Annotated in this window: 18 protein-coding genes and 2 pseudogenes; 12 read left to right on the top strand and 8 right to left on the bottom strand. The window is 72.1% G+C overall.

The window, feature by feature from the left end; translation table 11 throughout:
- The first annotated feature begins 107 nt into the window (after positions 1 to 107).
- Positions 108 to 1331, top strand: a complete 1224-nt coding sequence (locus ACEXOX_RS38955) for a serine hydrolase domain-containing protein (protein WP_406525466.1) — start codon at positions 108 to 110, stop codon at positions 1329 to 1331.
- 83 nt (positions 1332 to 1414) lie between these two features.
- Here the strand turns inward: ACEXOX_RS38955 and ACEXOX_RS38950 are convergent, their stop codons facing one another.
- Positions 1415 to 2137, bottom strand: a complete 723-nt coding sequence (locus tag ACEXOX_RS38950) for a class I SAM-dependent methyltransferase (protein WP_406525465.1) — start codon at positions 2135 to 2137, stop codon at positions 1415 to 1417.
- Positions 2138 to 2190: 53 nt separating this feature from the next.
- Positions 2191 to 4722 (bottom strand): SpoIIE family protein phosphatase, encoded by a 2532-nt coding sequence (locus tag ACEXOX_RS38945; protein ID WP_406525464.1) that lies wholly within the window; start codon positions 4720 to 4722, stop codon positions 2191 to 2193.
- A 500-nt stretch (positions 4723 to 5222) separates the two neighbouring features.
- Here ACEXOX_RS38945 and ACEXOX_RS38940 point away from each other — a divergent pair, with 500 nt between their 5' ends.
- Positions 5223 to 6176, top strand: coding sequence for a helix-turn-helix domain-containing protein (locus ACEXOX_RS38940; protein WP_406526608.1), 954 nt, complete (start codon positions 5223 to 5225; stop codon positions 6174 to 6176).
- Between the two features lie 105 nt (positions 6177 to 6281).
- Complete coding sequence (locus ACEXOX_RS38935; protein WP_406525463.1) at positions 6282 to 7130, top strand: carbohydrate-binding protein; 849 nt, start codon at positions 6282 to 6284, stop codon at positions 7128 to 7130.
- A gap of 142 nt (positions 7131 to 7272) precedes the next feature.
- Here ACEXOX_RS38935 and ACEXOX_RS38930 read toward each other — a convergent pair whose 3' ends face one another.
- From ACEXOX_RS38930 to ACEXOX_RS38915, 4 genes are all read right to left on the bottom strand, one after another.
- Positions 7273 to 9777, bottom strand: coding sequence for an MFS transporter (locus ACEXOX_RS38930; protein ID WP_406525462.1), 2505 nt, complete (start codon positions 9775 to 9777; stop codon positions 7273 to 7275).
- A 269-nt stretch (positions 9778 to 10046) separates the two neighbouring features.
- Positions 10047 to 10493, bottom strand: coding sequence for an SRPBCC family protein (locus tag ACEXOX_RS38925; RefSeq protein WP_406525461.1), 447 nt, complete (start codon positions 10491 to 10493; stop codon positions 10047 to 10049).
- A 233-nt stretch (positions 10494 to 10726) separates the two neighbouring features.
- Entirely contained in the window at positions 10727 to 10924 is a 198-nt protein-coding gene (locus ACEXOX_RS38920; RefSeq protein WP_406525460.1) for a hypothetical protein, read from the bottom strand.
- Complete coding sequence (locus ACEXOX_RS38915) at positions 10924 to 11118, bottom strand: hypothetical protein (RefSeq protein ID WP_406525459.1); 195 nt, start codon at positions 11116 to 11118, stop codon at positions 10924 to 10926. Before ACEXOX_RS38915 ends, ACEXOX_RS38920 begins: the two co-directional genes overlap by 1 nt.
- A gap of 140 nt (positions 11119 to 11258) precedes the next feature.
- Between ACEXOX_RS38915 and ACEXOX_RS38910 the strand changes: the two are divergent.
- Positions 11259 to 12364: pseudogene (locus ACEXOX_RS38910) on the top strand (helix-turn-helix domain-containing protein).
- A gap of 233 nt (positions 12365 to 12597) precedes the next feature.
- Complete coding sequence (locus tag ACEXOX_RS38905; RefSeq protein ID WP_406525458.1) at positions 12598 to 13320, top strand: GntR family transcriptional regulator; 723 nt, start codon at positions 12598 to 12600, stop codon at positions 13318 to 13320.
- A gap of 52 nt (positions 13321 to 13372) precedes the next feature.
- On the opposite strand, the gene ACEXOX_RS38900 is transcribed toward ACEXOX_RS38905, so the two are convergent.
- Positions 13373 to 14236, bottom strand: a complete 864-nt coding sequence (locus ACEXOX_RS38900; protein WP_406526607.1) for a GNAT family N-acetyltransferase — start codon at positions 14234 to 14236, stop codon at positions 13373 to 13375.
- A gap of 123 nt (positions 14237 to 14359) precedes the next feature.
- On the opposite strand from ACEXOX_RS38900, the gene ACEXOX_RS38895 reads away from it, so the two are divergent.
- Complete coding sequence (locus tag ACEXOX_RS38895; RefSeq protein ID WP_406525457.1) at positions 14360 to 14950, top strand: GNAT family N-acetyltransferase; 591 nt, start codon at positions 14360 to 14362, stop codon at positions 14948 to 14950.
- On the opposite strand, the gene ACEXOX_RS38890 is transcribed toward ACEXOX_RS38895, so the two are convergent.
- Positions 14920 to 15543, bottom strand: a complete 624-nt coding sequence (locus ACEXOX_RS38890; protein WP_406525456.1) for a HEAT repeat domain-containing protein — start codon at positions 15541 to 15543, stop codon at positions 14920 to 14922. The genes ACEXOX_RS38895 and ACEXOX_RS38890 overlap by 31 nt on opposite strands.
- Before the next feature lie 358 nt (positions 15544 to 15901).
- On the opposite strand from ACEXOX_RS38890, the gene ACEXOX_RS38885 reads away from it, so the two are divergent.
- The 6 genes and pseudogenes from ACEXOX_RS38885 to ACEXOX_RS38860 all read left to right on the top strand — a co-directional run bounded on the left by ACEXOX_RS38885 (position 15902) and on the right by ACEXOX_RS38860 (position 24004).
- Positions 15902 to 17773: a 3-hydroxyacyl-CoA dehydrogenase family protein gene (locus tag ACEXOX_RS38885; RefSeq protein WP_406525455.1), complete on the top strand. Its 1872-nt coding sequence runs from the start codon at positions 15902 to 15904 to the stop codon at positions 17771 to 17773.
- A gap of 136 nt (positions 17774 to 17909) precedes the next feature.
- Entirely contained in the window at positions 17910 to 18719 is an 810-nt protein-coding gene (locus ACEXOX_RS38880) for a TetR family transcriptional regulator (protein ID WP_406525454.1), read from the top strand.
- A gap of 414 nt (positions 18720 to 19133) precedes the next feature.
- Entirely contained in the window at positions 19134 to 20471 is a 1338-nt protein-coding gene (gene ccrA / locus ACEXOX_RS38875; RefSeq protein ID WP_406525453.1) for a crotonyl-CoA carboxylase/reductase, read from the top strand.
- Positions 20461 to 22518: pseudogene (locus ACEXOX_RS38870) on the top strand (protein meaA); the annotation flags it as partial. The gene ccrA and the pseudogene ACEXOX_RS38870, both read left to right, overlap by 11 nt.
- On the top strand, positions 22515 to 23477 hold the full coding sequence (locus ACEXOX_RS38865; protein WP_406525452.1) for an HpcH/HpaI aldolase/citrate lyase family protein: 963 nt from the start codon (positions 22515 to 22517) through the stop codon (positions 23475 to 23477). The pseudogene ACEXOX_RS38870 and the gene ACEXOX_RS38865, both read left to right, overlap by 4 nt.
- A 5-nt stretch (positions 23478 to 23482) precedes the next feature.
- Positions 23483 to 24004 carry a MaoC family dehydratase gene (locus ACEXOX_RS38860; RefSeq protein ID WP_406526606.1) on the top strand — a complete coding sequence of 174 codons (522 nt, stop codon included), beginning with the start codon at positions 23483 to 23485 and terminating at the stop codon, positions 24002 to 24004.
- The last annotated feature ends 1 nt before the right edge of the window (position 24005 follow it).

The raw sequence follows: 24005 nt of genomic DNA, 5'->3' as shown, positions 1-24005 counted from the left end.
AGCACGCTCGGCGCTTGAAAAGCTTTTACGATTCACTGAACGCAATGTACTGTCGCAGTCGTTCAGGAATCTCTGAACACTGCTGGCACTGCACCAGGGGGTTTGTGATGGCGAAGAGCACCAGCGGTTTCTCCGAAGCGGGGCTGCGCAGGATGCGCGACGTACTGGAAGGGCATGTCACGTCCGGGAAGATTCCCGGGCTGGTCGCCCTGGTCAGCCGGCACGGGGAGACGCACGTCGAAGCGCTCGGCACCATGCGCCACGACGGCGGCGCGCCGATGCGCCGGGACACCATCTTCCGGATGGCCTCGACGTCCAAGCCGGTCGGTATCGCGGCGGGGATGATCCTGCTCGACGAGTGCAGGCTGCGACTGAACGACCCGGTGGAGCCGTGGCTGCCCGAACTCGCCGGCCGCCAGGTGCTGAAGCGCGTCGACGGCCCCCTGGACGACACCGTGCCCGCGCAGCGGCAGATCACCGTAAGGGACGTGCTGACCTGCACGTTCGGGCTCGGGATGGACATGCTGTCGCTGCATCATCCGATCCAGGCCGCGCTGCAGGAGCTGGAACTCACCGGTCAGCGGACACCGCTGCCCGACCCGGACGAGTGGATGCGCCGCCTCGGCACGCTGCCGCTGATGTCCCAGCCCGGCGAGCGGTGGGGGTACCACATCGGCTCCGACCTGCTCGGCGTGCTCGTCGCGCGGGTCACCGGCCAGTCGTACGAGACGTTCCTGCGGGAACGCGTCCTCGATCCGCTGGGGATGCGGGACACCGGCTTCCATGTGCCGGACGACAAGATCGACCGGCTGCCTCCCGGCTACGTGCCCGACCCGGAGACCGGAGACTTCATCGTGTGGGACCAAGCCGCAGGCGGACGGTACAGCCGGCCCCCGGCGTTCGCTTCGGGCGGCGGCGGCCTGGTCTCGACCGCCGACGACTACCACGCGTTCTTCCGCATGCTGCTGAACGGCGGGACGCACGACGGCGAACGGATCCTGTCCCGGCCCGCCGTCCGGCTGATGACCACCAACCGCCTCACCCCCGCGCAACAAGCGCTCCGTGAGGCCCAGGCCGCGAACTCCGAGGGCTCGTTCGGCCTCGGGCTGCACGGCGGCTGGGGCCTCGGGATGGCGGTGCACACCTACCGTGGTGACTACGCGCCCGTAGGCCAGTTCGGCTGGGACGGCGGAGCCGGCACCTCGACGTACGCCGACCCGGACGGGCAGCTCACCGGCATCCTGCTCACCCATGTCGGGATGTCCACCGCGGATTCGCCGCGGCTCATCCACGACTTCTGGACCATGCTGTACCAGGCGCTCGACGACTGACGCCGCGGCGGCCCGCGCCGGAGCCGCCCCTGGCTCGTCCGGGACCGTCGTGCCCCGGCGAGCGCGGGCGGTGTTTCCGGTGGTCAGCCCGCCGCCCCGGCCACCAGCCAGTTCGTCGGGATCTCGATACGGGAGCCGTCCGCCCGGTACTCGGTCGTCGTCAGCGGGAGCCGGCCGGTGGTGATCACCCGCAGCCCGTAGGCGGCGAGCAGCTCGGGGACGACCGAGTCGGCCATCTCGCCGGGCGCGATGCCGTGCGCGAGGACCGCCCGCAGCTTGCCCGGCGGGCCGTCGGGGCCCTGCGCCAGCGAGGCGAAGACGTCCCTGGACGCCTCGGCCGGTTCGACGGCGAAGATCCGGCCGCGCCGGCCCAGCAGCGTCGCCACGTTCCGCACGATCCGGGGCCGGTCCTCGGAGGCGCACTGGTGCAGGACGCCGCGCAGGTACACGTTGACGTCGCCCAGTTCGCCGTGCAACGCGCGGACCGCCGCCGGGTCGGCGGCGTCCAGGCACCGGTATTCGGCCGTTGCCGACGGGTCGTCCGCACGGGCGCGGGCGACGGCCGCCTCCGAGAGGTCGACGCCCACCGCGCGCGGACAGCGCCCCGCCAGGAAGCGGGTCTGGGTGCCGTTGCCGCAGCCCAGGTCGACGACCGGCAGCGCGGCGTCGAAGTGGCCGGCGAAGAGCGGCAAATGGAGCTCGGCCGTCAGGGACGGGTCGGAGTCCCAGAAGACCTCGCCCGCACCGGCCGGGGCGTCCCGCCAGAAGCCTTCCCAGGCCCGCAGGTAGTGGCTCGAAGCGCTCATGGCCCCTTGCTACTGCGGCGCGCCGGACCTCCGCAAGTCTGTTGACCGTTCTTTCATGCGCCGTTGCGGACCGGCGTACGCCCGTCGCGCGGCCAGGTGCTTCCGTTACGTGACAGAGTCTGCTCGAACCACACCGTTTTTCCGGTCGCCGTCCGGCTCGTACCCCATTCCCGCGCGAGCCTGCTGACCACCCGCAGCCCGCGCCCGAACTCGTCGTCGTCCGCCGCGCTCAGCATCTGCGGCAGGGCGTGGTCGTCGTCCGACACCTCGCACAGCAGGGCGTCCGTCCGCACCAGCCGCAGCACCACGTACTGGGTGTGCGCATGCCGTACGGCATTGGTGACGACCTCGCTGACCAGCAGCTCGGCGGTCTCCGAGGCCGCCTCCAGCCCCCACCGCGCCAGCCGGCGGCGGACCAGGCGGCGGGCGCGGCCCACCTCGCGCGCGTCGATGGCCAGCCGCCACTCCGCGACGTCCTCCGGGGCGATGCCGTTGAGCCGTGCCATCAGCAGCGCCACGTCGTCCTTGCGGCCGCCGCGGACGTTCAGCGCGCGGATGATGGCGTCACAGGCGTCGTCCATGGACGCGGCCGGGTGGGCGGCGGACTCGGCGAGCGCCGCCAGGCCCACGCCTATGTCCTCGCCCCGCACCTCGACCAGGCCGTCCGTGCACAGCACCAGCCGGTCGCCCGCCGCCACCGGGACCGTCACCGCCTCGAACGGCACCCCGCCGACCCCGATGGGCGCGCCCGTCGGCAGCTCCAGCAGCTCGCTGCGGCCGTCCACGGCCCGCACCAGGACCGGCGGGATGTGCCCGGCGTTGGCCATCACGAGCTGCTGGCCGATCGGGTCGTAGACCGCGTACAGGCAGGTGGCGAGGTAGTTGTCGCCGAGCCGCTGCGCGAGGTCGTCCAGGCTGCGCAGCAGCTGGGCCGGGTGCATGTCGATGGCGGCCATGGTCTGCACCGCCGTACGCAGCTGGCCCATCATCGCGGCGGAGTTCAGGCCGTGGCCCATCACGTCGCCCACCACGAAGGCGGTACGCGACCCGGGCAGTTTGATGGTGTCGAACCAGTCGCCGCCGACCCGGCCGAGGCGGGTGCCCGGGAGGTAGCGGGTGGCCGTGTCGCAGCCGGCCATCCGCGGCGCGATGTGCGGCAGCATGCTGTCCTGGAGCGTCTCGGCGACGTTCTCCTGGTAGGTGTACATCCGGGCGTTGTCCAGGACGAGACCGGCGCGGGCGGCCAGTTCGGCGCCGGTGACCCGGTCCATGTCGTTGAACTCCATCCGCTCCGGATGGCGCAGCAGGATCATGAAGCCCAGGACCACGTTGCGCGCCTTGAGCGGGACCACCAGCAGCGAGCGCCGGTTGATCAGCGGGCTGATGTCGCGCTTCTCGAACTGGGCGGCGATCGCGTTGCCCAGCTCCTCGCTGATGCGCGGGATCAGCACCGGCTCGCCGGTGGTCATGCACTGGAAGAACGGCGTGTGCACGGGGAAGGGCATCGACTCGCCGACCGGCACGACGTCGTCCCACCGGCCCGGCTCGTCGTTGTGCTCCACCGCGACGCGGTGCCACAGGGTCGTGGCGTCCGGCGGGCCGTCCGGGAAGCCCTCGCCCGCGATGACCTGCTCGCGCAGGTACGTGCCGGCGACATCGGTGAAGCGCGGTACGACGGCCTCGCTGACCTCCTGGATGGTGTGGGCGAGGTCCAGGGACGAGCCGATCCGGCCACTGACCTCGTTCAGGAACTCCAACCGCTCGCGCACCGCGGCGTATTCGAGGTCGGTCTCCAGCTCCGCCGCGGCCTCGGCGGCGGTCCGCGCGTCCGGTGCGCCGTCCGCGTCCCGCAGCGGCCGGGCCCGGCGCTCCACCCGGCGCGGCACGCCCCAGTCCGGGGTGACCGGGAAGCGCTCCTGCTGGCTGACCTCCAGCACCGGATAGCCCAGCTCCAGCACCTGGGAGACGATCCGGGCGCTCTCCTGGGGGCTCATGCTCGGCAGGATCTGGGGCAGTTGGGCGGCCAGCACCTCGGAGCCCTCGAAGTCCGTGTGGAGCGCGAAGCCGGGGACGAAACGCTCGTTCTCCGCGGTGTCGTCGGCTGCGGCTCCCGCGCCGCCGCGGCCGTGCAGCTGGTCGGCGTCGGCGGCCAGCACGAGCAGCCGCTCCGCGCCGGGGCCCACCAGCGGGTACGCCCACCACAGGAGGTCGACCGTGCCCCGCTCCACGTCCGCCATACGGGCGCGCCCCGCGGTCGGGTAGCCGGTCCCGCCGCCCAACGACGGCCCCAGGCCGGGCCCGTCGCACCGCCCGCCCGACGGCTGTTCGTCCCAGCTCCGGTCCGTCCACTCCTCGTCGCCGAGCGCGCCGGAGACCGGCATCAGATCGACGGCGGGCGTCCCCACCGCGTCCTCACGGGAGGGCCCGAAGAGTTTGCGGGCGCCCGTACTCCAGTGGGAGACCAGTCCGTCGGCGTCCACCACCACTACGGCGAGCGGGATCCGCCCGGGCACGGTGTCCCGTGGCGCCGGCACCTGAGGCGCCGCGCCCACCCTGTCGTCGCCGTGCGACGGGCCACGCTCCATGGGCGGTTGCTCCTTCGTACACCGATCTTGCACCACCGCTACCACGGTACGGCCGTGGGGTGACAGTGCGGGCCGCATTCACCGAATAGGTGGTGCGCCCCGCGTGAACGACCATGGCGCAAGGCGATCGGTCGCCCCGGGCGCCGCTGCCGCCCCTTCCCGCACCGGCGCCGCGCGCCGTGCGCCGTGCGCCGTGCGCCGTGCGCCGTGCGTCGTGCGCGGCCGCCGCCCGGCGGAACCGGCCGTACCGGTCATGTCGTGACGGTCATGCGGGCCCTGCCGGCACCGGCCGGTCGCGCGCCGGTCGAGCCGAACCGTTCCTCCCGTACCGGTCGCGGTCTTGCGGGCGCCCGTATGGTGAGGACGTGCCCAGACGGACCGAACAGGTGACCGCGGGGACCCGCCGGACCGCCGCCCGCCGGGCCGGGCGGCGGGCGGGCCCCGCACCGGACGTCTTCGCCCCGCGCGGCGGCAACGACCAGGCCGACGGCCCCGTGCCCCTGCACCGCCTCGACGTGCCGGCGCCCCACCTGCTGCCCTTCGCCATCGGCTCCTTCGACACCATCGGCCCGCTCTCCCGGGCCGGCTTCCCGCACCGGCACTCCTTCCACGAGATCGTGTACGTGACCGGCGGCACCGGCACCCACGTCCTCGACGAGGACCGCCGTCCGCTACGCCCGCCCCACCTGTGCTTCATCACGCCGGGCCAGGTGCACTACTGGGACCGCGTGCACGGACTGCGCGGCTGGGTGGTCCTGTTCACCGACGACTTCCTGCTGGCCCACCCCGGTGACCGGGACGCGCTGGCCCGGCTGGGCGAACGCCCGTGGCTGCGGCCCGGCGCCGACGACGCGGCGCGGCTGTCCGGTCTGGTCGCCGAGATGCTGCGGGAGTACGGCGAGCGGGCCCCGTCGTTCACGTCGGTGCTCCAGGCGCAGCTGCACATCCTCATCGCCCGCGCGCTGCGGATGTCCGTACCCCGGAGTGCGCCGGGCCAGGACGGAGCACCCAGTTCCGGTTCCGGTTCCGGCGCCGAGGAAGCCCGCCGTACGGACTTCGTGTCCGGCCGGTCCGCCCTGGTCGCCCGGGAGTTCACCCGGCTGCTGGCCCAGCCGGGCTCCCTGGGGCGGCCTGTGCGGTCCTACGCGGACGAACTGGGCGTGTCCGTAGGGCATCTGACCGAACTGGTCAAGCGTGGCACCGGCCGGACCCCGGGCCGGCTGATCCGCCACGCGCAGACCGTGGAGGCCAAGCGGCTGCTGTCCGGTTCCGAGCTGACGGTGACCCAGGTGGCCCGCCGGGTGGGCTTCGGCGACCCGGCGTACTTCTGCCGTTTCTTCCGCCGGGAGACGGGCCTGAGCCCCGGCGACTTCCGCCGGGCCGCGGACGGCACCGGAGGAATTCACCATGACCCCGGTGCCGAGTCCATCGCTGCGCCGCGGCGGCCCGAATAGCGTCTGTCGCCGTCAGCCAGCCCCTGCGGCGAGGACGGTCCCGGCTCCTGCTGCCACCCCGTGACCGGGCCGCCCCGCCCTTCCCCCTGCTCACAGGAGCGCCCGATGGACGACGAACGCACAGACCGCACCGACCCGGTGCAGGACGGTGGTCCGCGCAGACGGATCAGCCGCAAGAACGTGCTCAAGGCCGCTGTCGCGGCCGTGCCGTTGCCGATGCTGCTCGGCGGTGTCGCCCTGGCCCGCGACACCAGGCCCTCCGAAGGCCCGCTCACTCCCACCCCGTACTGCGACGACGGTGACGACCCCACTCCGCCGCAGATGGAAGGTCCCTACTTCAAGCCGAACTCGCCCCTGCGGGACTCGCTGATACAGCCCGGCACCCAGGGCACCCGGCTCACCGTGAGCGGGTTCGTCTTCGGGCTGACCTGCCAGCCGCTGGCCAACGTGCTGCTGGACTGGTGGCAGGCGGACGTCAACGGCGCGTACGACAACGTGGGGTTCCGCTTCCGCGGGCACCAGTTCACCGACCAGCGCGGCGCGTTCAAACTCACCACGATCGTGCCGGGCCTCTACCCGGGCCGCACCCGGCACCTGCACGTCAAACTCCAGGCACCGAACCAGCCGATCCTCACCACGCAGCTCTACTTCCCCGGCGAGCCGCGCAACAACACCGACCCGCTCTTCGACCCCGCGCTGCTGATGAACGTACGGCAGAACGGGTCGGCCAAGGAGGCGTCCTTCGACTTCGTCCTGCGGGTGCGCGGCGGTACCACCCCGACGCCGACGGGCAAGCCGACCGATCCGCCCGGCGGCACCTGGTCCGCGGGGACCGACTACCGCGCGGGTGACCAGGTCACCTACGACGGCGCCACGTACGCGTGCCTCCAGCCGCACACGGCGCGCGCCGGATGGGAGCCGCCGGCCGTCCCGGCGCTGTGGCGCCGCACCTGATCCGGGACACCGGTGTCCGGCCCGCGTACCCGGGCCGGGCAGGCCGGTGCCGGCCCGTGCGGCCGGCACCGGTCGTACGGCCGGCACCCGTCGCACAGGCGGCGCCGGCCGTAGGGGCGGCCCCGGCCGTACGGGCGGCCGGTCAGTCCCCGTACCCGAGCTGGAGGTCGCGCTCGGTACGGCCGCCGCCCGTGACCTGGAGGACCGTCGCCACCGGCGGGTAGCCCGCCGCGACGACGGTGTACTCGCCCGCCGACAGGTCGAGGAAACGGAACAGCCCGTCCGGCCCGGTGGTCGCGGAGTCCACCACGTTGCCGGCCGCGTCCAGCAGGGTGACCCGGGCGTCCTCGACGGGTCGCCCGCCGCCGGACCGTACGGTGCCGCGCAGCACCGCGCCGCCCGCCAGCTCGATGTCCTGCCGGGTCTCCCGGGCCGACCCGACGGTGACCGGCAGGGCGGCGGGGCGGTGCGCGGGGGAACTCGCGGCGAGGGTGTACTCGCCGGCCACCAGGTCCGTCAGGACGTAGCCGCCCTCGCGCCCGCTGCGCCCGGTGGCGACGACCTCGCCGCGCACGTCCGTGAGCGTGACCGCCGCGTCGCGCACGGGCGTGCCGTCCGCCGTGGTGACCGTGCCGGACAGCCGTCCGGCGCCGCCGAGCAGCAGGTCGAGCCCGACCGGCCGCTCGCCGACCGTGACGGCGACCGCCTGCGGCCGGTGCCCGCCGGCGGCGGCGATCAGCACGTACGCGCCGGGGCCCGGCGCGCTCAGCGCGTACCGCCCGTCCACCCCGGTCGCGCCGCGGGCCACCTGCCGGCCGTCGGTGCCGACCAGGGTGAGGGCGGCGTGCGGTACCGCGCTGCCGTCGCGGTGCCGGACCGTGCCGCCCATCGGGACGCCGGGCACGTACGGGTCGGCGACGGCGGCCGGTGCCCGCGGCGCGCGGTCCGGTTCCGGTCGCTCCGGCGGGCCGGGCGGCGCCGCCTCGGTACGGGCCTGCGGCACGGAGAGCGCCTCCCGCTGCCCGGCGGGCGGCGGGACCGGGACGGGCGGGAAGGGTGAGGCGTGGGTCACCAGGGGTTTCTCTTTCAGGAGGACGGCGAGCAGCAGGCCCAGAAGGAGCACCGGCAGGAGGTAGAGGAGGACGCGCGGCACGGGCTGCGCGTAGGCCGCGGCCGGGCTGTCGCGCAGTACGGCGGGCAGCGCGCCCAGCAGTCCCGGGACAAGTGACTCCGGTTCGGCGGCGTGCCGTCCGGACCCCGGCAGGCCGGGACCGATGTGCCCGACGAGCCGGTCGGCGAGGAAGGTGAGGAAGAGCGCCGCGCCGACGCAGCCGCCGAGCTGCCGGAGCGTGGCGTGGGTGCTGGTCGCGTGGGTGCTGGTGGCGTGCGTGCCGGTGGTGGCGGCCCCGGCGCGCCGTACGGAGTCGCGTACGGCCAGCACGAGCACCGGCAGCACGCAGCCGACGCCCAGGCCCAGGACCCCCGTCCCGAGGGCGTGCAGGGGCTGCCCGGCATCCTGCGGCGCCCGGCACAGCAGCCACACCGCCCCGCCCGCCAGCGCACAGCCAACGACGGGGAGCAGGCGGTGCCGGCCGGTACGGCGGCCGAGATGGCCGCAGAGGACCGCGCCGAACGCGAGACCGGCCGTCGCGGGCAGCATCAGCAGGCCCGACCGGGCCGGTGACGCGCCGTCGGCCACCGGCAGGAAGGTCGGCAGGTATTCGGCGGCGCCGAACAGGGCGACACCCAGGGCGGCGCCGACCAGTCCCGGGACGGCGAACACCGTGTCCCGCACGAGACGGAGCGGCAGCAGCGGGTCGGTGCCGAAGTACTCGACGGCGAGGAACATCAGGGCGGCGCCGAGCGCGCCCAGTCCGAGGCCGACGACGGCCCGCGAGGTCCAGGCGTACTCCGTACCGCCCCAACTCACGAGCAGCGCGAGGCAGGTGGCGCAGGCGGCGAGCAACAGCGCTCCCGCCGGGTCGAGTCGGCCCCGTACGGCAGGCTTGGGCAGCCTCGGCACGCACGCCGCCACGAGCAGCGCCAGCACACCGAAGGGCACACCGGAGAAGAAGCACCAGCGCCAGGACGCGTGGTCCGTGAGGAAGCCGCCGAGCAACGGCCCGGCCGCACAGGCGAGTCCGCAGGCGGCGCCCGCTCCGGCCATGATCCGGCCGCGCAGTCCGGGCGGTACGAGGCTCGCGACGACCGCCTGCACCCCGACCAGCAGGCCTCCTGCCCCGGCCCCCTGGAGGGCACGGTAGGCGACCAGCTCCCCCATGGAGTGCGACCGGCCGGCCAGCACCGAACCGGCGGTGAGCAGAGCCGCGGCGAGGACCAGGGCCGCCTTGCGGCCGAAGGCGTCACCGAGCTTGCCGTGCAGCGGCAGGCCGGCCGCGGCGGCGAACAGGTACACGGTCACCACCCAGGACACCGTGTCCGGGCCGCGCAGGTCGCCGGCGATCCGCGGCAGCGCGGTGACGGCGACCGTCGCGCCGAGGGCGCCGGGCAGCAGGGCCGCCAGCAGCCCGGACAGGAGGGCCGGCGCCCCGCGGGGGCCCGGCGGGCCGCCGTCCTCCGTCCAGGCCGGACGGATGTCCGGTGCCGCCGCCCACCGCCCCGGTTCGGTCAAGGTGGTACCGCCCACGTAATGCTCCCCTCGTCACGCCTGCGCCGCCGCCCCTTTCTCGCATCGGGGACAACGGCGTTCAAGCGCGGCGAGCGGCGGTGGACGGGGCGGTACGGGGCCCAACTACGGTGCCGGGAGCGCCCGTCGGTCGCCCATCAGGCGTTTCCCGGCGGTGGCGGTACGTTCCGGCACGGACGACGGGCCGACGGAAACCACCCGAACCGGTGAGCGTGCCGCGCCCCTCCCGGGGGCACGGCACCGCCCGGTCCCCCGGCGTCAGCGCCGGGTCACTTCTTCTCCGTCTCCTTGGCGAGGTTGGCGAGCAGCTCGTCGTAGATGCGGCCCAGCCCCTTGGGAGCGAAGGTCCGCTCGAAGAAGCCGCCGATGCCGCCCGCGCCCTGCCAGGTCGTGGTGACGACGACGTTGGCGCGGCCCTGGCCCGCCGGGGTGACCACCCAGGTCGTCACCATGGAGGAGTTGCGGTCCTTCTCCACCAGCTGGCCGTCGGTCGGCTCGTCGATCTCCAGCAGGCAGTCGCGCACCCGCTTGCTCGTGGCCTGGAGCTTCCAGTGGACGAGGGTGCCCTTGCCGTCGCCGCCCTCGCGCACCTCGTACTCGCTGAAGTGCCCGGGCAGCAGCTTCTGACGCGTACCGCTGTAGTCGGCGAGCGCGTCGAACACGTCTTCCGGGTCCGCCGCGATCTCGCGCTGCGTACTGGCCTCGACCTGGCCCATGTGTCTCTTCCTCCGGTGCTCGTCTGCTGTTCCCGCGGCCCGCGAGCCGTACCGGCGCCGCGCCGTGCCGCAGGACCACCACCTTAGGCGGGGCCCGGGGCCCGAGGTGCCGCGGCCGGACCGGACGGCTCCGGGGCCGGGGGCGCGCCGGGAGCGACGCGACAGACCTCACACGAACGAAGGTTCTATTATCGCGTCCGGACCGAGCTACTGGGACCCACAGCGTCAGCGACTCAGGCCAGATCCACCGCGCCGGGCGGAACCAGCCACTCGCACCCCCCGCCCTCCGGTCGCAGGAAGGCAACCGCCTGCGCAGGGCACCCGCTCGGGCGGACGGTCGGATCTCGGTATTCCTCGATCACGTCACACAGGATGCCGACGCGCCCGGCATCGTCCTGGACCCGCTTGCCGATGTCGTCCGGCGTGACCATCAATGCCCCTCGGGGTGTCGTCGCAGGTAGACGTTGCAGTCAGTCACGGTCGTCATGTCGCCCACGGCGCGCGCACGGATCCGTACGTTGACCAGTTCGGTACACCCCGCGCACCCTTCCACCGGAGTCGGTTCCGACTCCAGACACAACGGCAGTTCGATCGGTGCACTGCTGTACCGCGTCGGCTGGCTCATGTCCGCCACTTCCTTGGGTCTCGGTCCCGTGGATACTCCCGCCGACCAACGGGGCAAAGTAGGGGCACCTCTAGGGGCAAGTGGCATTCGATCACTGCTCCACCCCAGCCTGGAGGCAGCGGCAGGGGCAAGATGGGCACATGGCCATCGGGGCGCTGATCAAGGACCTACGCAAAGCCCGCAGCTGGAGTCAGGGGCGACTGGCGTCAGCAATCAATGACGCCTTCGGGACGAACCTCGACCGGGAGTACGTGAGCCGCTGGGAACGTTCCAAGGTGACTCCGGGGGCTTACTACCTCCGGTGCCTGTCGGCCGTCCTCGACGTGCCCCTGGCCGCTCTAGAGGGTGAAGTGAAGCGCCGTACGTTCCTGACCGACGCGGCCGGAGCCGCGATAGCGCCCGTGGTCGCCTCGGACCTCCTCAGCGTGGGTTTCGCCGCCCGGCTCCAAGGGGGCCTTCCACGGACGCGTGGGAGGCCAAGCTCGCCACGTACGGCACCGAGTACATGAGCCTGGGCGCTGCCGACATCCAGCGGCGGGTGGCCGGCGAACTGGTGGTGGTGCAGCAACAATTGGACAGACCCCGCCTGTGGTCCGTGGCAGCTCGGCTGATGACGCTGTACGCCAAGACCTTTCCCGGCTCCGACGGGTCCAAGGCCGTGCAGTGGTACCGCCTGGCGGCGAAGGCGGCGGACCAGTCGGGTGACGATGACGCGCGGGTGTGGGTCCGGGGCCGGGCAGCCATCGCGCTCGGGTACGAGGGGGCGTCACTGGGCGTAGCCGACGTACTGGCCGATCAGGCGATGGCCATCAGCGACCGGCCGTCCCTCGGGCTCTTGAACGCCATCTTCGGCAAGGCTCACGCAGCAGCGGTCCGAGGTGACGTGACCACGGCGCAAAAGCTCATGGATGACGGGCGCCGCGTGTTCGACAAGGCGGGATCCTACGCGCAGACCAGCGACTACGCGGTGCCGTGGTGGCGCATGAACGTGTTCGTCTCGCTGCTGGCCGCGCGCCTCGGAGACGAGACCACAGCGGTAGCGGCACAGGACGCGGCACGGCGCGAGTTGCCCGCCGAGCTGCCCCGGTTCGCGACGCACCTGGAGATGCACCGAGGGCTCATGCTCGCCCGTTCCGGAGACGTGTCCGGAGGAGTGGCTTACGCACGGAACGCACTGGACTCCCTGCCCCCGGAGAAGCACTCACTTACGCTGCGGCTCCTGATGGCCGAGGTCGAGCAGTCCTGATGGCGCTGCCGCCCCGAGCCCGTACGCACACCCAGCACGTGCACCGCGCACGCATCCGGCACTGCCGTCCTCGGCGGGCCCGTCGCAGACGATCACGTTCGACGAGCCGAGGGCCGGTCACGGTCGTCATGTCGCCCACGGCGTCCGCACGGAACCGCACGGCAACGCTACGGTTGGCAGCGCCCTAGTGTGCCGACATTGACACGAGTCAACTCGCGCGGAAGGCAGGCCGAATGGCCGCTCCGAAGACGTTTACGAAGATCGCCGATCACTTCCGGGAGCGCATCCTGTCGGGGGAGCTCGAACCCGGCGCGCAGCTACCGACCAACCGGGAGATCGCCGGGCAGTGGCAGGTGGCAGCCGCCACCGTCTCCAGGGCTCTGCAAGCCCTACAGGTCGAGAACTACATCAGGACCACCCCCAGGGGCACCTACGTTGCCGACGACCCCAGGTGGACGCTCTCAGCACGTGACCGGCTGGCCCGCGTCCAACGGGTCAAGTCGTTCCTGGCGGAGGGCGAGACGAGCCGGGTCACCGCTGCCGGACTGGTTGCCCCGCCGCTGTACGTCGCCGAGATCCTCGACCTCGGCGCCGGAGATCAGGTCGTACGCCGGGAGTGGCTCGCCGGCCGGGGAAAGACCCGGACCGTGTTCGCCGTGACGTGGTACCCGGCACCGTTCGCCGCCCTGGTTCCGGACTTGCTGAACACGACTCCGGGACGGAACCACGGGCTGACCGCGCGAGTCCTGGAAGCCACCGGGCGCACCATCACGCACGCCAGGGACGACATGCACGCCCGGGACGCCGACGCACGGGAGGCCAGCGCTCTCGGGCTCGCGGTGGGTTCGCCGATCCTGGCAGGCGCTCACAGGTGGTCGGACGCCGAAGGAGTCATCGAGTACGGGGAGTGGTGCCTGCGGCCCCGGTTCACGATCGGATACGAGTACCAGCCCTGAACCCGTATGCGGGCCGTGCCGCCAGCACGTTCCGGCCCCTGTATCTCATATCTCAGCGGTCCCTGTACCGGTCCCGGACCTCAGGCAGTCGCCGGAAACCGGCCGACATGTAGGTGGCGACGGCGCCCGTGTTGGAGCCCGGGGTGCAGACCAGCGCGCTCGACGAGCCGAGTTGCCGAAGTGTGGCCGCCGCGGCGGCGCTGATCGCCTTGCCATGGCCCTGACCGCGATGTTCCCGGTGCACGCCCATCGGTTCGAGCAGTCCGGGCTTCCCGGGGCCGGCCGACCACACCGTCACCGCTGCCACCGCGTCGCCCCGCTCGTCGTACGCGATCAGGCACCGGGCGTCGGTGTACGGCGCCCCGGCCGCCATCGCGTGCCAGTTCCCGTCCGTGAACGTCGACCCGTCGAACGCCGCCCGCTGCACGGCGGCCCGTACGGCTGCCTGCTGCGGCCCGGCCACCTCGATCCGTACGCCCGGGTCCTCGACCGGTTCCGTGAGGTCGCGGCACAGCGGTGTCCACGGGTCGTCGGTGCGCCAGCCGTCCTCGGCCAGCAGGGTGTGGAGCAGCGCGCCCGCCGGTGCGTCGACGCGCGCCTTTCCCGCCGGCAGGACGCCGCGCTCCGGGGTGGTCACATCCTGGGCCAGCCGCCGCGCCAGTTCCCCGTCCTGCCGGGCGTCCGGCGCGATCGCCAGTCGCAGCAGCCCGGGGCCGTCCAGCAGCCCCACGGCGAGTATCCGTCCGTCCCGGCTCCAGGTCCGGACCGCCGCGGCCGTCGCCGCCGCGCCGAATCGCCGGAACCATCCGAGGTCCCCCGGGTGCAGTTGCACGGGCGCCCGGTCGTCCTGCCACTCCCGCAGGGCGGCCACCGCCTCGTCCAGCCCGTCGGCTCCCGGCTTGCCCAGCACCACCATCGCCATGCCTCGCATCCCACATCATCGAGACCGCTCCGTGCACCCGAATTGGCGCGGGTGTGCGCTGCTCGCTGCCGGTGAATGACCGGTGGCCGAAGTGTCCTGGAGCCTAATCTGGCAGCCATGGTGGAACCGGTGCGGATACGGGACATGACACAGGCCGACATCGACGCCGTGGCGGCCATCCGGGTGCGCGGCTGGCAGACCGCCTATGCGGGGCTGATGCCGCGGGCGTACCTGGACGGGCTGAGCGTCGCCGAGGACGCTGCCGTGCGCCGGGAGTTCTTCGCCGCGGCGCCGCCCGAGGTGGTCAACCTCGTGGCGGAGCAGGACGGCGGTCTGGTCGGCTGGGCCGTCTTCGGGCCGGTCCGGGCCGAAGACGGCGCACCGCCGCCCCCGGCGTCCGAAGGCGAGTTGTACGCCCTCTACCTGCCTCCGGAGCGCATCGGTACGGGTGTCGGGCGCGCCCTGATGAACGCCTGCCTGGCGCGCGCCGGGCAGAACGGTTTCCGTGCGCTGTGTCTGTGGGTACTCAAGGGCAACGCACGCGCCCGGCGCTTCTACGAGCGCGCCGGTTTCCGGGCCGACGGCGCCGAGGAGGTGTACGAGGTCGCGGGGGTGGCCGTACCGGAGGTGCGTTACTGGCGGTCCCTGCCGGCCGCCGTGACGCTCGCGGCGGACTCTCAGGGCCCCGCCCGCTCCTCCGGTTCCTGAACACCCAGGCGGGCCAGGGAGGCGGCCGCCGCGGCGGCCAGGCGGGGGTGGTCGAGGGCCGCAGTGAGGGCGGGGACCGCACGGCGGTCGCCCAGGGCGCCCAGGCCTTCGACGCAGGCGAGGGCCACGCGCCAGTACGGGTTGTGCGGGGTGAGCAGGCGTTCCAGGGTGGCGATCAGGGCCGGTACGGATTCGGGGGCGCGCAGTTCGGCGAGCAGGCGGACCGGGTGCAGGGCGTAGGCGGTGCGCAGCGGGTTGGTGGCGAGTGCGGCGGCGGCGCGGGCCGTGCGCGGGTCGCCGAGGCGGCCGAGGGCGTGGGCGGCGGTGGCGCACCGTACCGGGTCGCGGTAGTTGAGCAGCAGGACGAGGGTCTCGAAGGCGCGGCGGTCGCCCGCGGTGCCCAGGATGAACGCGGCGATCTCGCGGGCCCACAGCGGGCGCTCGTCGGCGGTGAGCACCTGGGCCAGTTCCTCGCGTCCCGCCGTGGTGTTCTTGCGGGCCAGTCCGAGGAGCCGCTCGTAGGCGACGAGGTCCTGCGGGGAGCGGAGTTCGGCCCGCACCCGGTCCGTCAACTCGTGGAATTCATCTTCCATTTGCCACTCCCCTCCGGCGGATTTCTCACGGTACGTCCGACGTGGCCCGGGCCACAGCCTAAATCCCCGCGCCACCCCTGGCGCTCCTGGTTACCGGCGAGTTAATCTGCTGAGCACGGGCAGCACCCCTGCCCGGGCGGCCTGGTGACGCAGCCGCCACAGCGTGCAGTCGGTTCGGCGTCCAGCACGACGCTCACGGCGCGGCCCCGGGACAGGGCCCGCCGCCGCACCACCCGCCTCGTACATGGCGTTCGCGCATGTGCCCGGCCCCTCCTCAGTCGTCACTTCCCGCCTGCGCTCACGGGCTCCGCTCCTCGGGAACCCCTTTCGCACGGGATCCACTCTCTGGAGTCTCGCGATGGACCGTAAGTCCACCCCTGACCTCTCAACCGATGTCTCCACCGTCCCCAAGGTCTCCACCTCCTCCACCGGTTCTTCGCCTGCCGGGGCGCCCCAGGCCCTTGCCACCGTGGCCGTCGTCGGTCTCGGCACGATGGGCACCGGCATCGCCGAGATCCTCACCCGCGCGGGCCGCGAGGTGATCGGCATCGACATCGACGACGCCGCCGCCCGCCGGGCCGTCGCGGCGCTGGAGGCGTCCACCACGCGGGCCGTGCGCCGGGAGCGCGTCACCGAACGCGAGCGGCTGGACGTGCTGGCCCGCTTCCGTACGTTCCGCGACCTCCAGGCCGCCGCCGAAGCCGATCTGGTCATCGAGGTGGTCCCGGAGGAGTACGAGCTCAAGCGGCAGGTCTTCACCGCGCTGGACGGCATCGTGCGGCCCGGCACCATCCTCGCCACCGGCACCAACGCGCTGTCCGTGACCCGGCTGGCCGCCGACTCGGCGCACCCCGAACGCGTCCTGGGCCTGCACTTCTTCAACCCGGCGCCGGCCATGAAGCTGGTCGAGGTGGTCTCCTCCGTCCTGACCGCGCCGGCCGCCGTCACGGCCGTCACCGAGCTGGCCCGCGAGCTGGGCAAGGACCCGATCGCGGTCGGCGACCGGCCCGGCTTCGTCGCCGACGGGCTGCTGTTCGGCTACCTGAACCAGGCCGCCGCGATGTACGAGTCCCGGTACGCGACCCGCGAGGACATCGACGCCGCGATGAAGCTGGGCTGCGGCCTGCCGATGGGCCCGCTGGCGCTGCTGGACCTGATCGGCGTGGACACCGCCCGTACGGTCCTGGAGGCCATGTACGCCGCCTCCCGCGACCGGCTGCACGCCCCCGCGCCGATCCTGGGCCAGCTCGCCGAGGCTGGGCTGACCGGCCGCAAGGCGGGCCGCGGCTTCTACACGTACGAGGCGCCGGGCAGCCCGGTGGTCGTGCCGGACGGCCGCACGCCCACCGCGACCCACGACCTGGACGCCGGGCGCACGGTGCGCGGCGTCGGGGTGGCCGGTTCCGGGACGATGGCGAGCGGGATCGCGGAGGTCTTCGCCAAGTCCGGCTTCCAGGTGGTGCTGGCGGCCCGCAGCCTGGAGAAGGCCGAGGCGGCCAAGGCCCGTGTCGCCAAGTCCCTGGACCGCTCGGTGGCCAAGGGGCGGCTGACCGCCGAGGCGCGCGACAGCGCCCTCGCCGCGGTGACCGCCGCCGGGTCGCTGGAAGCCTTCGCCGACGTGGACCTGGCGGTGGAGGCGGTCGCCGAGGACCTGGGCATCAAGCAGCAGCTGTTCGCCACGCTGGACAAGGTGTGCAAGCCGGGCGCCGTGCTGGCCACGACGACCTCCTCGCTGCCCGTGGTGGCCTGCGCACGCGCCACCTCCCGTCCGCAGGACGTCGTCGGCATGCACTTCTTCAACCCGGCGCCGGCCATGAAGCTGGTGGAGGTCGTGCGGACGGTCCTGACCGCGGACGACGTGCACGCGACCGTGCGCGCGGTCTGCGCCCAGGTCCGCAAGCACCCGGTGGACTGCGGGGACCGGGCCGGGTTCATCGTCAACGCGCTGCTGTTCCCGTACCTGAACAACGCGGTCAAGATGGTCCAGGAGCACTATGCGACCCCGGACGCCATCGACGCCGCGATGAAGCTGGGCGGCGGCTACCCGATGGGCCCGTTCGAACTGCTGGACGTGGTGGGACTGGACGTGTCGCTGGCCATCGAGAAGGTGCTGCACGCCGAGTTCCGCGACCCGGGGCTGGCGCCGGCGCCGCTGCTGGAGCACCTCGTCGCGGCGGGCTGCCTGGGCCGCAAGACCGGCCGCGGCTTCCGTGAGTACGCCCGGCGCTGACGCGTGGCGGACGGCCCGGCCGGCGGGCGGCGGATGGGGCGGGCTGCTGGAACCCTCCGGCGGCCCGCGCCCGCGCGAGGGGGCCTTTGCGACGGCTGATGCCGCAGGCCGCGGGAATATGCAGTACCGTCCCCACATGTCCCAGCCCGCCCGTACGCAGCCGTCCGACGGATCCGAAGCCAGCACTCCCGGCACCCGGAGGGCCGCCGCCCAACGTCTGAAGATGCGCCGCGAACTGGCGGCCGCCGCGATGGAGCTGTTCGCTGCCAAGGGCTACGAGGCGACGACGGTGGACGAGATCGCGGCCGCGGCCGGCGTCGCCCGCCGTACCTTCTTCCGCCACTTCCGCTCCAAGGAAGAGGCGATCTTCCCGGACCACGACGACACCCTCGTACGGGCCGAGGCCGTCCTGGACGCCGCGCCGGCGCACGAGAACCCGCTCGACACGGTCTGCCGCGGCATCAAGGAAGTCATGCGGATGTACGCGGCCTCCCCCGCCGTCTCTGTGGCGCGCTACCGGCTGACCCGGGAGGTCCCCACCCTCCGCGAGGCCGAGATCGCGTCGGTGGCCCGTTACGAACGGCTCTTCACCCGCTACCTGCTCGGCCACTTCGACGAGGGCGCCCACCACGAGGGCGACGACGACCCGCTGCTCGCCGAGGTCGCCGCCTCCGCGGTCGTCACCGCGCACAACCACGTACTGCGGCGCTGGCTGCGGGCGGGCGCCGAGGGCGATGTGGAGGCCCAGCTCGACCACGCCTTCGGGATCGTCCGCGCCACCTTCGGCACGGGGATCGGCGCGGGCCGCGGGCTGGGCGGGGACCACCAGGAGCCCCCGGCGCGGGCCGCGAAGCAGGGCGAGGTACTGGTCACGGTGGCCCGTACGGACGCGCCGCTGGACGAGGTCATGCGCACGATCGAGAAGGCGCTCAAGCAGCGGTCCTGAGGGACGTACGCCCTGACGCCGGGGTGGTGTACACCACGTCCGGCGTCGGGGCTGCACCGTTTTGCGCCCCTTACGGGGCGACATTTCACCATTTCACCCGGCCATCCAGCCGCTCATGCGTGTCACCCGGATGACATCTGAGAGAAATTGTTGGCACTCAGTGTCTTGTCGACTGGCACGCGGTGTCATACGTTGATGTTGTCCGGGCGGCCGGCGGACGGCGCATCACCGTTCGCCGGCTGTCCCAGCAGGCCACTCGCGCCTGCCCGCCCGGACGCCTGCGTCACAGGCACCCTCACCGCGCTCACCAGCGCTGCCGGAACACCCCTCAGCCGAACCGACGGCATCGCCTCTGCACCACCCCCGACGTTCCCTCAAGCCGTTTCCCTCGACTGGCTTCGCCGGAGGCACACCGTGAACCAGATACTTGACGCGATCCTCGCGCCAGAGAGCACCCGCGAAGACTTCGCCGCTCTGCCCCTCCCCGACTCCTACCGCGCGGTGACCGTGCACAAGGACGAGGCCGACATGTTCGACGGCCTCCCCGCCAAGGAGAAGGACCCCCGAAAGTCGCTGCACGTCGAAGAGGTGCCGGTGCCCGAACTGGGCCCGGGCGAGGCCCTGGTGGCCGTCATGGCCTCCTCGGTCAACTACAACAGCGTCTGGACCTCGATCTTCGAGCCGATGTCCACCTTCGGCTTCCTGGAGCGCTACGGCAAGCTGTCGCCGCTCACCAAGCGCCACGACCTGCCGTACCACGTCATCGGCTCCGACCTGGCGGGGGTCGTGCTGCGCACCGGCCCCGGCGTGAACTCCTGGAAGCCCGGCGACGAGGTCGTCGCGCACTGCCTGTCCGTCGAGCTGGAGTCCGCCGACGGCCACAACGACACGATGCTCGACCCCGAGCAGCGCATCTGGGGCTTCGAGACCAACTTCGGCGGCCTCGCCGAGATCGCGCTCGTCAAGTCCAACCAGCTGATGCCCAAGCCGGACCACCTGAGCTGGGAGGAGGCGGCGGCGCCCGGACTGGTCAACTCCACCGCGTACCGCCAGCTGGTGTCCCGCAACGGCGCCGGGATGAAGCAGGGCGACAACGTGCTGATCTGGGGCGCCAGCGGCGGACTCGGCTCGTACGCCACGCAGTTCGCGCTGGCCGGCGGCGCCAACCCGATCTGCGTGGTCTCCAGCGACCAGAAGGCGGAGATCTGCCGGAAGATGGGCGCCGAGGCGATCATCGACCGCAACGCCGAGGACTACAAGTTCTGGAAGGACGAGCACCACCAGGACCCGCGCGAGTGGAAGCGCTTCGGCAAGCGCATCCGCGAGCTGACCGGCGGGGAGGACGTGGACATCGTCTTCGAGCACCCGGGACGCGAGACGTTCGGCGCGAGCGTCTACGTCACGCGCAAGGGCGGCACGATCGTCACCTGTGCCTCCACCTCCGGCTACACCCACGAGTACGACAACCGCTACCTGTGGATGTCGCTCAAGCGCATCGTGGGCTCGCACTTCGCCAACTACCGCGAGGCGTGGGAGGCCAACCGCCTGATCGCCAAGGGCAAGATCCACCCGACGCTCTCGAAGACGTACACGCTGGAGGAGACCGGGCAGGCCGCGTACGACGTGCACCGCAACCTCCACCAGGGCAAGGTCGGCGTCCTCGCGCTGGCACCCGAGGAAGGCATGGGCGTGCGCGACGAGGAGAAGCGCGCGAAGCACATCGACGCCATCAACCGCTTCCGGAACGTCTGATCCGGGCGGACGGACCCCGAGAGTACGGACCAACATGACCGAACGTCACAAGGATCGTCCGTGGCTGATGCGGACCTACGCCGGGCACTCGACCGCTGAGGCGTCCAACGCGCTCTACCGGCGCAACCTCGCCAAGGGCCAGACGGGCCTGTCGGTCGCCTTCGACCTGCCGACGCAGACCGGTTACGACCCGGACCACGTCCTCGCCCGCGGCGAGGTCGGCCGGGTCGGAGTCCCCGTCTCGCACCTCGGCGACATGCGCCGGCTGTTCCAGGACATCCCGCTGGAGCAGATGAACACCTCGATGACGATCAACGCCACGGCCATGTGGCTGCTGGCGCTGTACGAGGTGGTCGCCGAGGAGCAGGGCGCCGACATCGCCAAGCTGTCGGGCACCACGCAGAACGACATCGTCAAGGAGTACCTCTCGCGCGGGACGCACGTCTTCCCGCCGGGCCCGAGCCTGCGGCTGACCACCGACATGATCACGTACACGGTGGCGCACATCCCGAAGTGGAACCCGATCAACATCTGCAGCTACCACTTGCAGGAGGCGGGCGCCACGCCGGTGCAGGAGATCGCGTACGCGATGAGCACCGCCATCGCCGTGCTCGACGCCGTACGGGACTCGGGACAGGTGCCGCCGGAGAAGTTCGGTGACGTGGTCGCGCGGATCTCCTTCTTCGTGAACGCCGGGGTCCGGTTCATCGAGGAGATGTGCAAGATGCGCGCCTTCGGCCGCATCTGGGAGCAGGTCACCCGCGAGCGGTACGGCGTGGAGAACCCCAAGCAGCGCCGCTTCCGCTACGGCGTGCAGGTCAACTCCCTGGGTCTGACCGAGGCGCAGCCGGAGAACAACGTCCAGCGGATCGTCCTGGAGATGCTGGCCGTCACCCTCTCCAAGGACGCGCGCGCCCGCGCCGTGCAGCTGCCGGCCTGGAACGAGGCGCTGGGCCTGCCGCGGCCCTGGGACCAGCAGTGGTCGCTGCGCATCCAGCAGGTGCTGGCCCACGAGTCGGACCTGCTGGAGTACGAGGACATCTTCGCCGGGTCGCACGTCGTCGAGGCCAAGGTCGCGGCCCTGGTCGAGGAGTGCCTGGCGGAGATGGCGCGGATCGAGGAGATGGGCGGGGCGATGGCCGCCGTCGAGTCCGGCTACCTGAAGTCGCAGCTGGTCTCCTCGCACGCCGAGCGGCGGGCCCGGATCGAGGCGGGCGACGAGAAGATCGTCGGCGTCAACTGCTACGAGTCGACCGAGCCGAACCCGCTCACCGCCGACCTGGACACGGCCATCATGACCGTGGACCCGGACAACGAGGCGGGTGTCGTGCGCGCGCTGCACCGGTGGCGGGACGACCGCGACGAGGCGCGTGCGCAGGATTCCCTGTCGGCGCTGAAGAAGGCCGCGGCCGGTGACACCAACCTGTTCGCCGCGACGCTCGAATGCGCCCGCGCGGGCGTCACCACGGGCGAGTGGTCCTGGGCCCTGCGGGACGTCTTCGGCGAGTTCCGGGCGCCGACCGGTGTCTCGGGCGCGCCGCTCGCCGTCACCGCCGAGGCGGGCACCCCGCTCGCCGCGGTCCGCGCGAAGGTCGAGCGGACCGCCGCCGACCTGGGCACCGGGCGGCTGCGGCTGCTGGTCGGCAAGCCGGGGCTGGACGGCCACAGCAACGGCGCCGAGCAGATCGCCGTACGGGCCAGGGACGCCGGCTTCGAGGTCGTCTACCAGGGCATCCGGCTGACGCCCGAGCAGATCGTCGCGGCGGCCGTCGCCGAGGACGTGCACTGCGTGGGCCTGTCGATCCTGTCCGGCTCGCACGCCGAGCTGGTGCCGGACGTGCTGCGGCGGCTGCGCGAGACCGGCGACCACGACATTCCCGTCATCGTCGGCGGCATCATCCCCAACGCCGACGCGGCGGCCCTCCGGGAAGCCGGAGTGGCGGCCGTGTTCACCCCGAAGGACTTCGGTATCACGGAGATCATCGGCCGTATCGTCGACGAGATCCGTACCGCGAACAAGCTCGACCCCCTGGAGGTCCCCGCATGAGTGGCATCAACCGCCTTCGCCCCCGCCGTTCCTGCCTCGCCGTCCCCGGCAGCAACCCGCGCTTCCTGGAGAAGGCCCAGGGCCTCCCCGCCGACCAGGTCTTCCTGGACCTGGAGGACGCCTGCGCGCCGCTGGCCAAGGAAGGCGCCCGGCACACCATCGTGGACGCGCTGAACAACGGCGACTGGTCCGGCAAGACCCGCGTCGTGCGGGTCAACGACTGGACCACGCACTGGACCTACCGGGACGTCATCACCGTCGTCGAGGGCGCCGGGCAGAACCTGGACTGCATCATGCTGCCCAAGGTGCAGGACGCCCAGCAGATCGTCGCGCTGGACCTGCTGCTCACCCAGATCGAGACGACGATGGGCTTCGAGGCGGGCCGGATCGGCATCGAGGCGCAGATCGAGAACGCCAAGGGCCTGGTGAACGTGGACGCCATCGCCACCGCGTCGCCGCGCCTGGAGACCATCATCTTCGGCCCGGCCGACTTCATGGCCTCCATCAACATGAAGACGCTGGTCGTGGGCGAGCAGCCGCCCGGGTACGGCGCGGACGCGTACCACTACATCCTGATGCGCATCCTGATGGCGGCCCGCGCCAACGATCTCCAGGCGATCGACGGCCCCTACCTCCAGATCAAGAATGTGGACGGCTACAAGGAGGTCGCCGGGCGCGCCGCCGCGCTGGGCTTCGACGGCAAGTGGGTGCTGCACCCCGGTCAGGTCGAGGCGGCCAACGAGGTGTTCTCGCCGTCGCAGGAGGACTACGACCGTGCCGAGCTGATCCTCGACGCGTACGAGTGGCACACCTCGGAGGCGGGCGGCAAGAAGGGCTCCGCGATGCTCGGTGACGAGATGATCGACGAGGCCAGCCGCAAGATGGCGCTCGTGGTCAGCGGAAAGGGCCGCGCCGCCGGCATGACCCGTACCTCGAAGTTCGAAGCCCCGGAGGCGTGAGCGCGATGCAGTTCGGCCGTACCTACGAGGAATTCACCGTCGGGGACGTCTACAAGCACTGGCCGGGAAAGACGGTCACGGAATACGACGACCACCTCTTCTGTCTGCTCACGATGAATCACCATCCGCTGCACATGGACAGCAACTATGCCGAGCAGACCACCGACTTCGGCAGGAATGTGGTGGTCGGCAACTACATCTACTCGCTGTTGCTGGGCATGTCGGTGCCGGATGTGTCGGGCAAGGCGATCGCGAATCTGGAAATCGAGTCGCTGAAGCACGTGGCGCCCACTTTTCACGGGGACACGCTGTACGGCGAGACGACGGTGCTCGACAAGACGCCGTCGAAGTCCAAGAGCGACCGCGGGATCGTGTACGTGGAGACCAAGGGCTACAAGCAGGACGGCACTCTGGTGTGCGTCTTCCGGCGCAAGGTGATGGTGCCGACCGCCACGTACGTCAAGGAGCGCGGCGGGGAGCAGCCGGGCCGCCCCGAGCTGCGGGAACCGGCCCGTAAGGAGAAGTGAG

The organism is Streptomyces sp. Ac-502, from assembly GCF_045222935.1.
Lineage (GTDB): Bacteria > Actinomycetota > Actinomycetes > Streptomycetales > Streptomycetaceae > Streptomyces > Streptomyces monomycini.
Note: the sequence above shows the minus strand (reverse complement) of the source record. Positions and strands in the feature narration are given on the sequence as shown.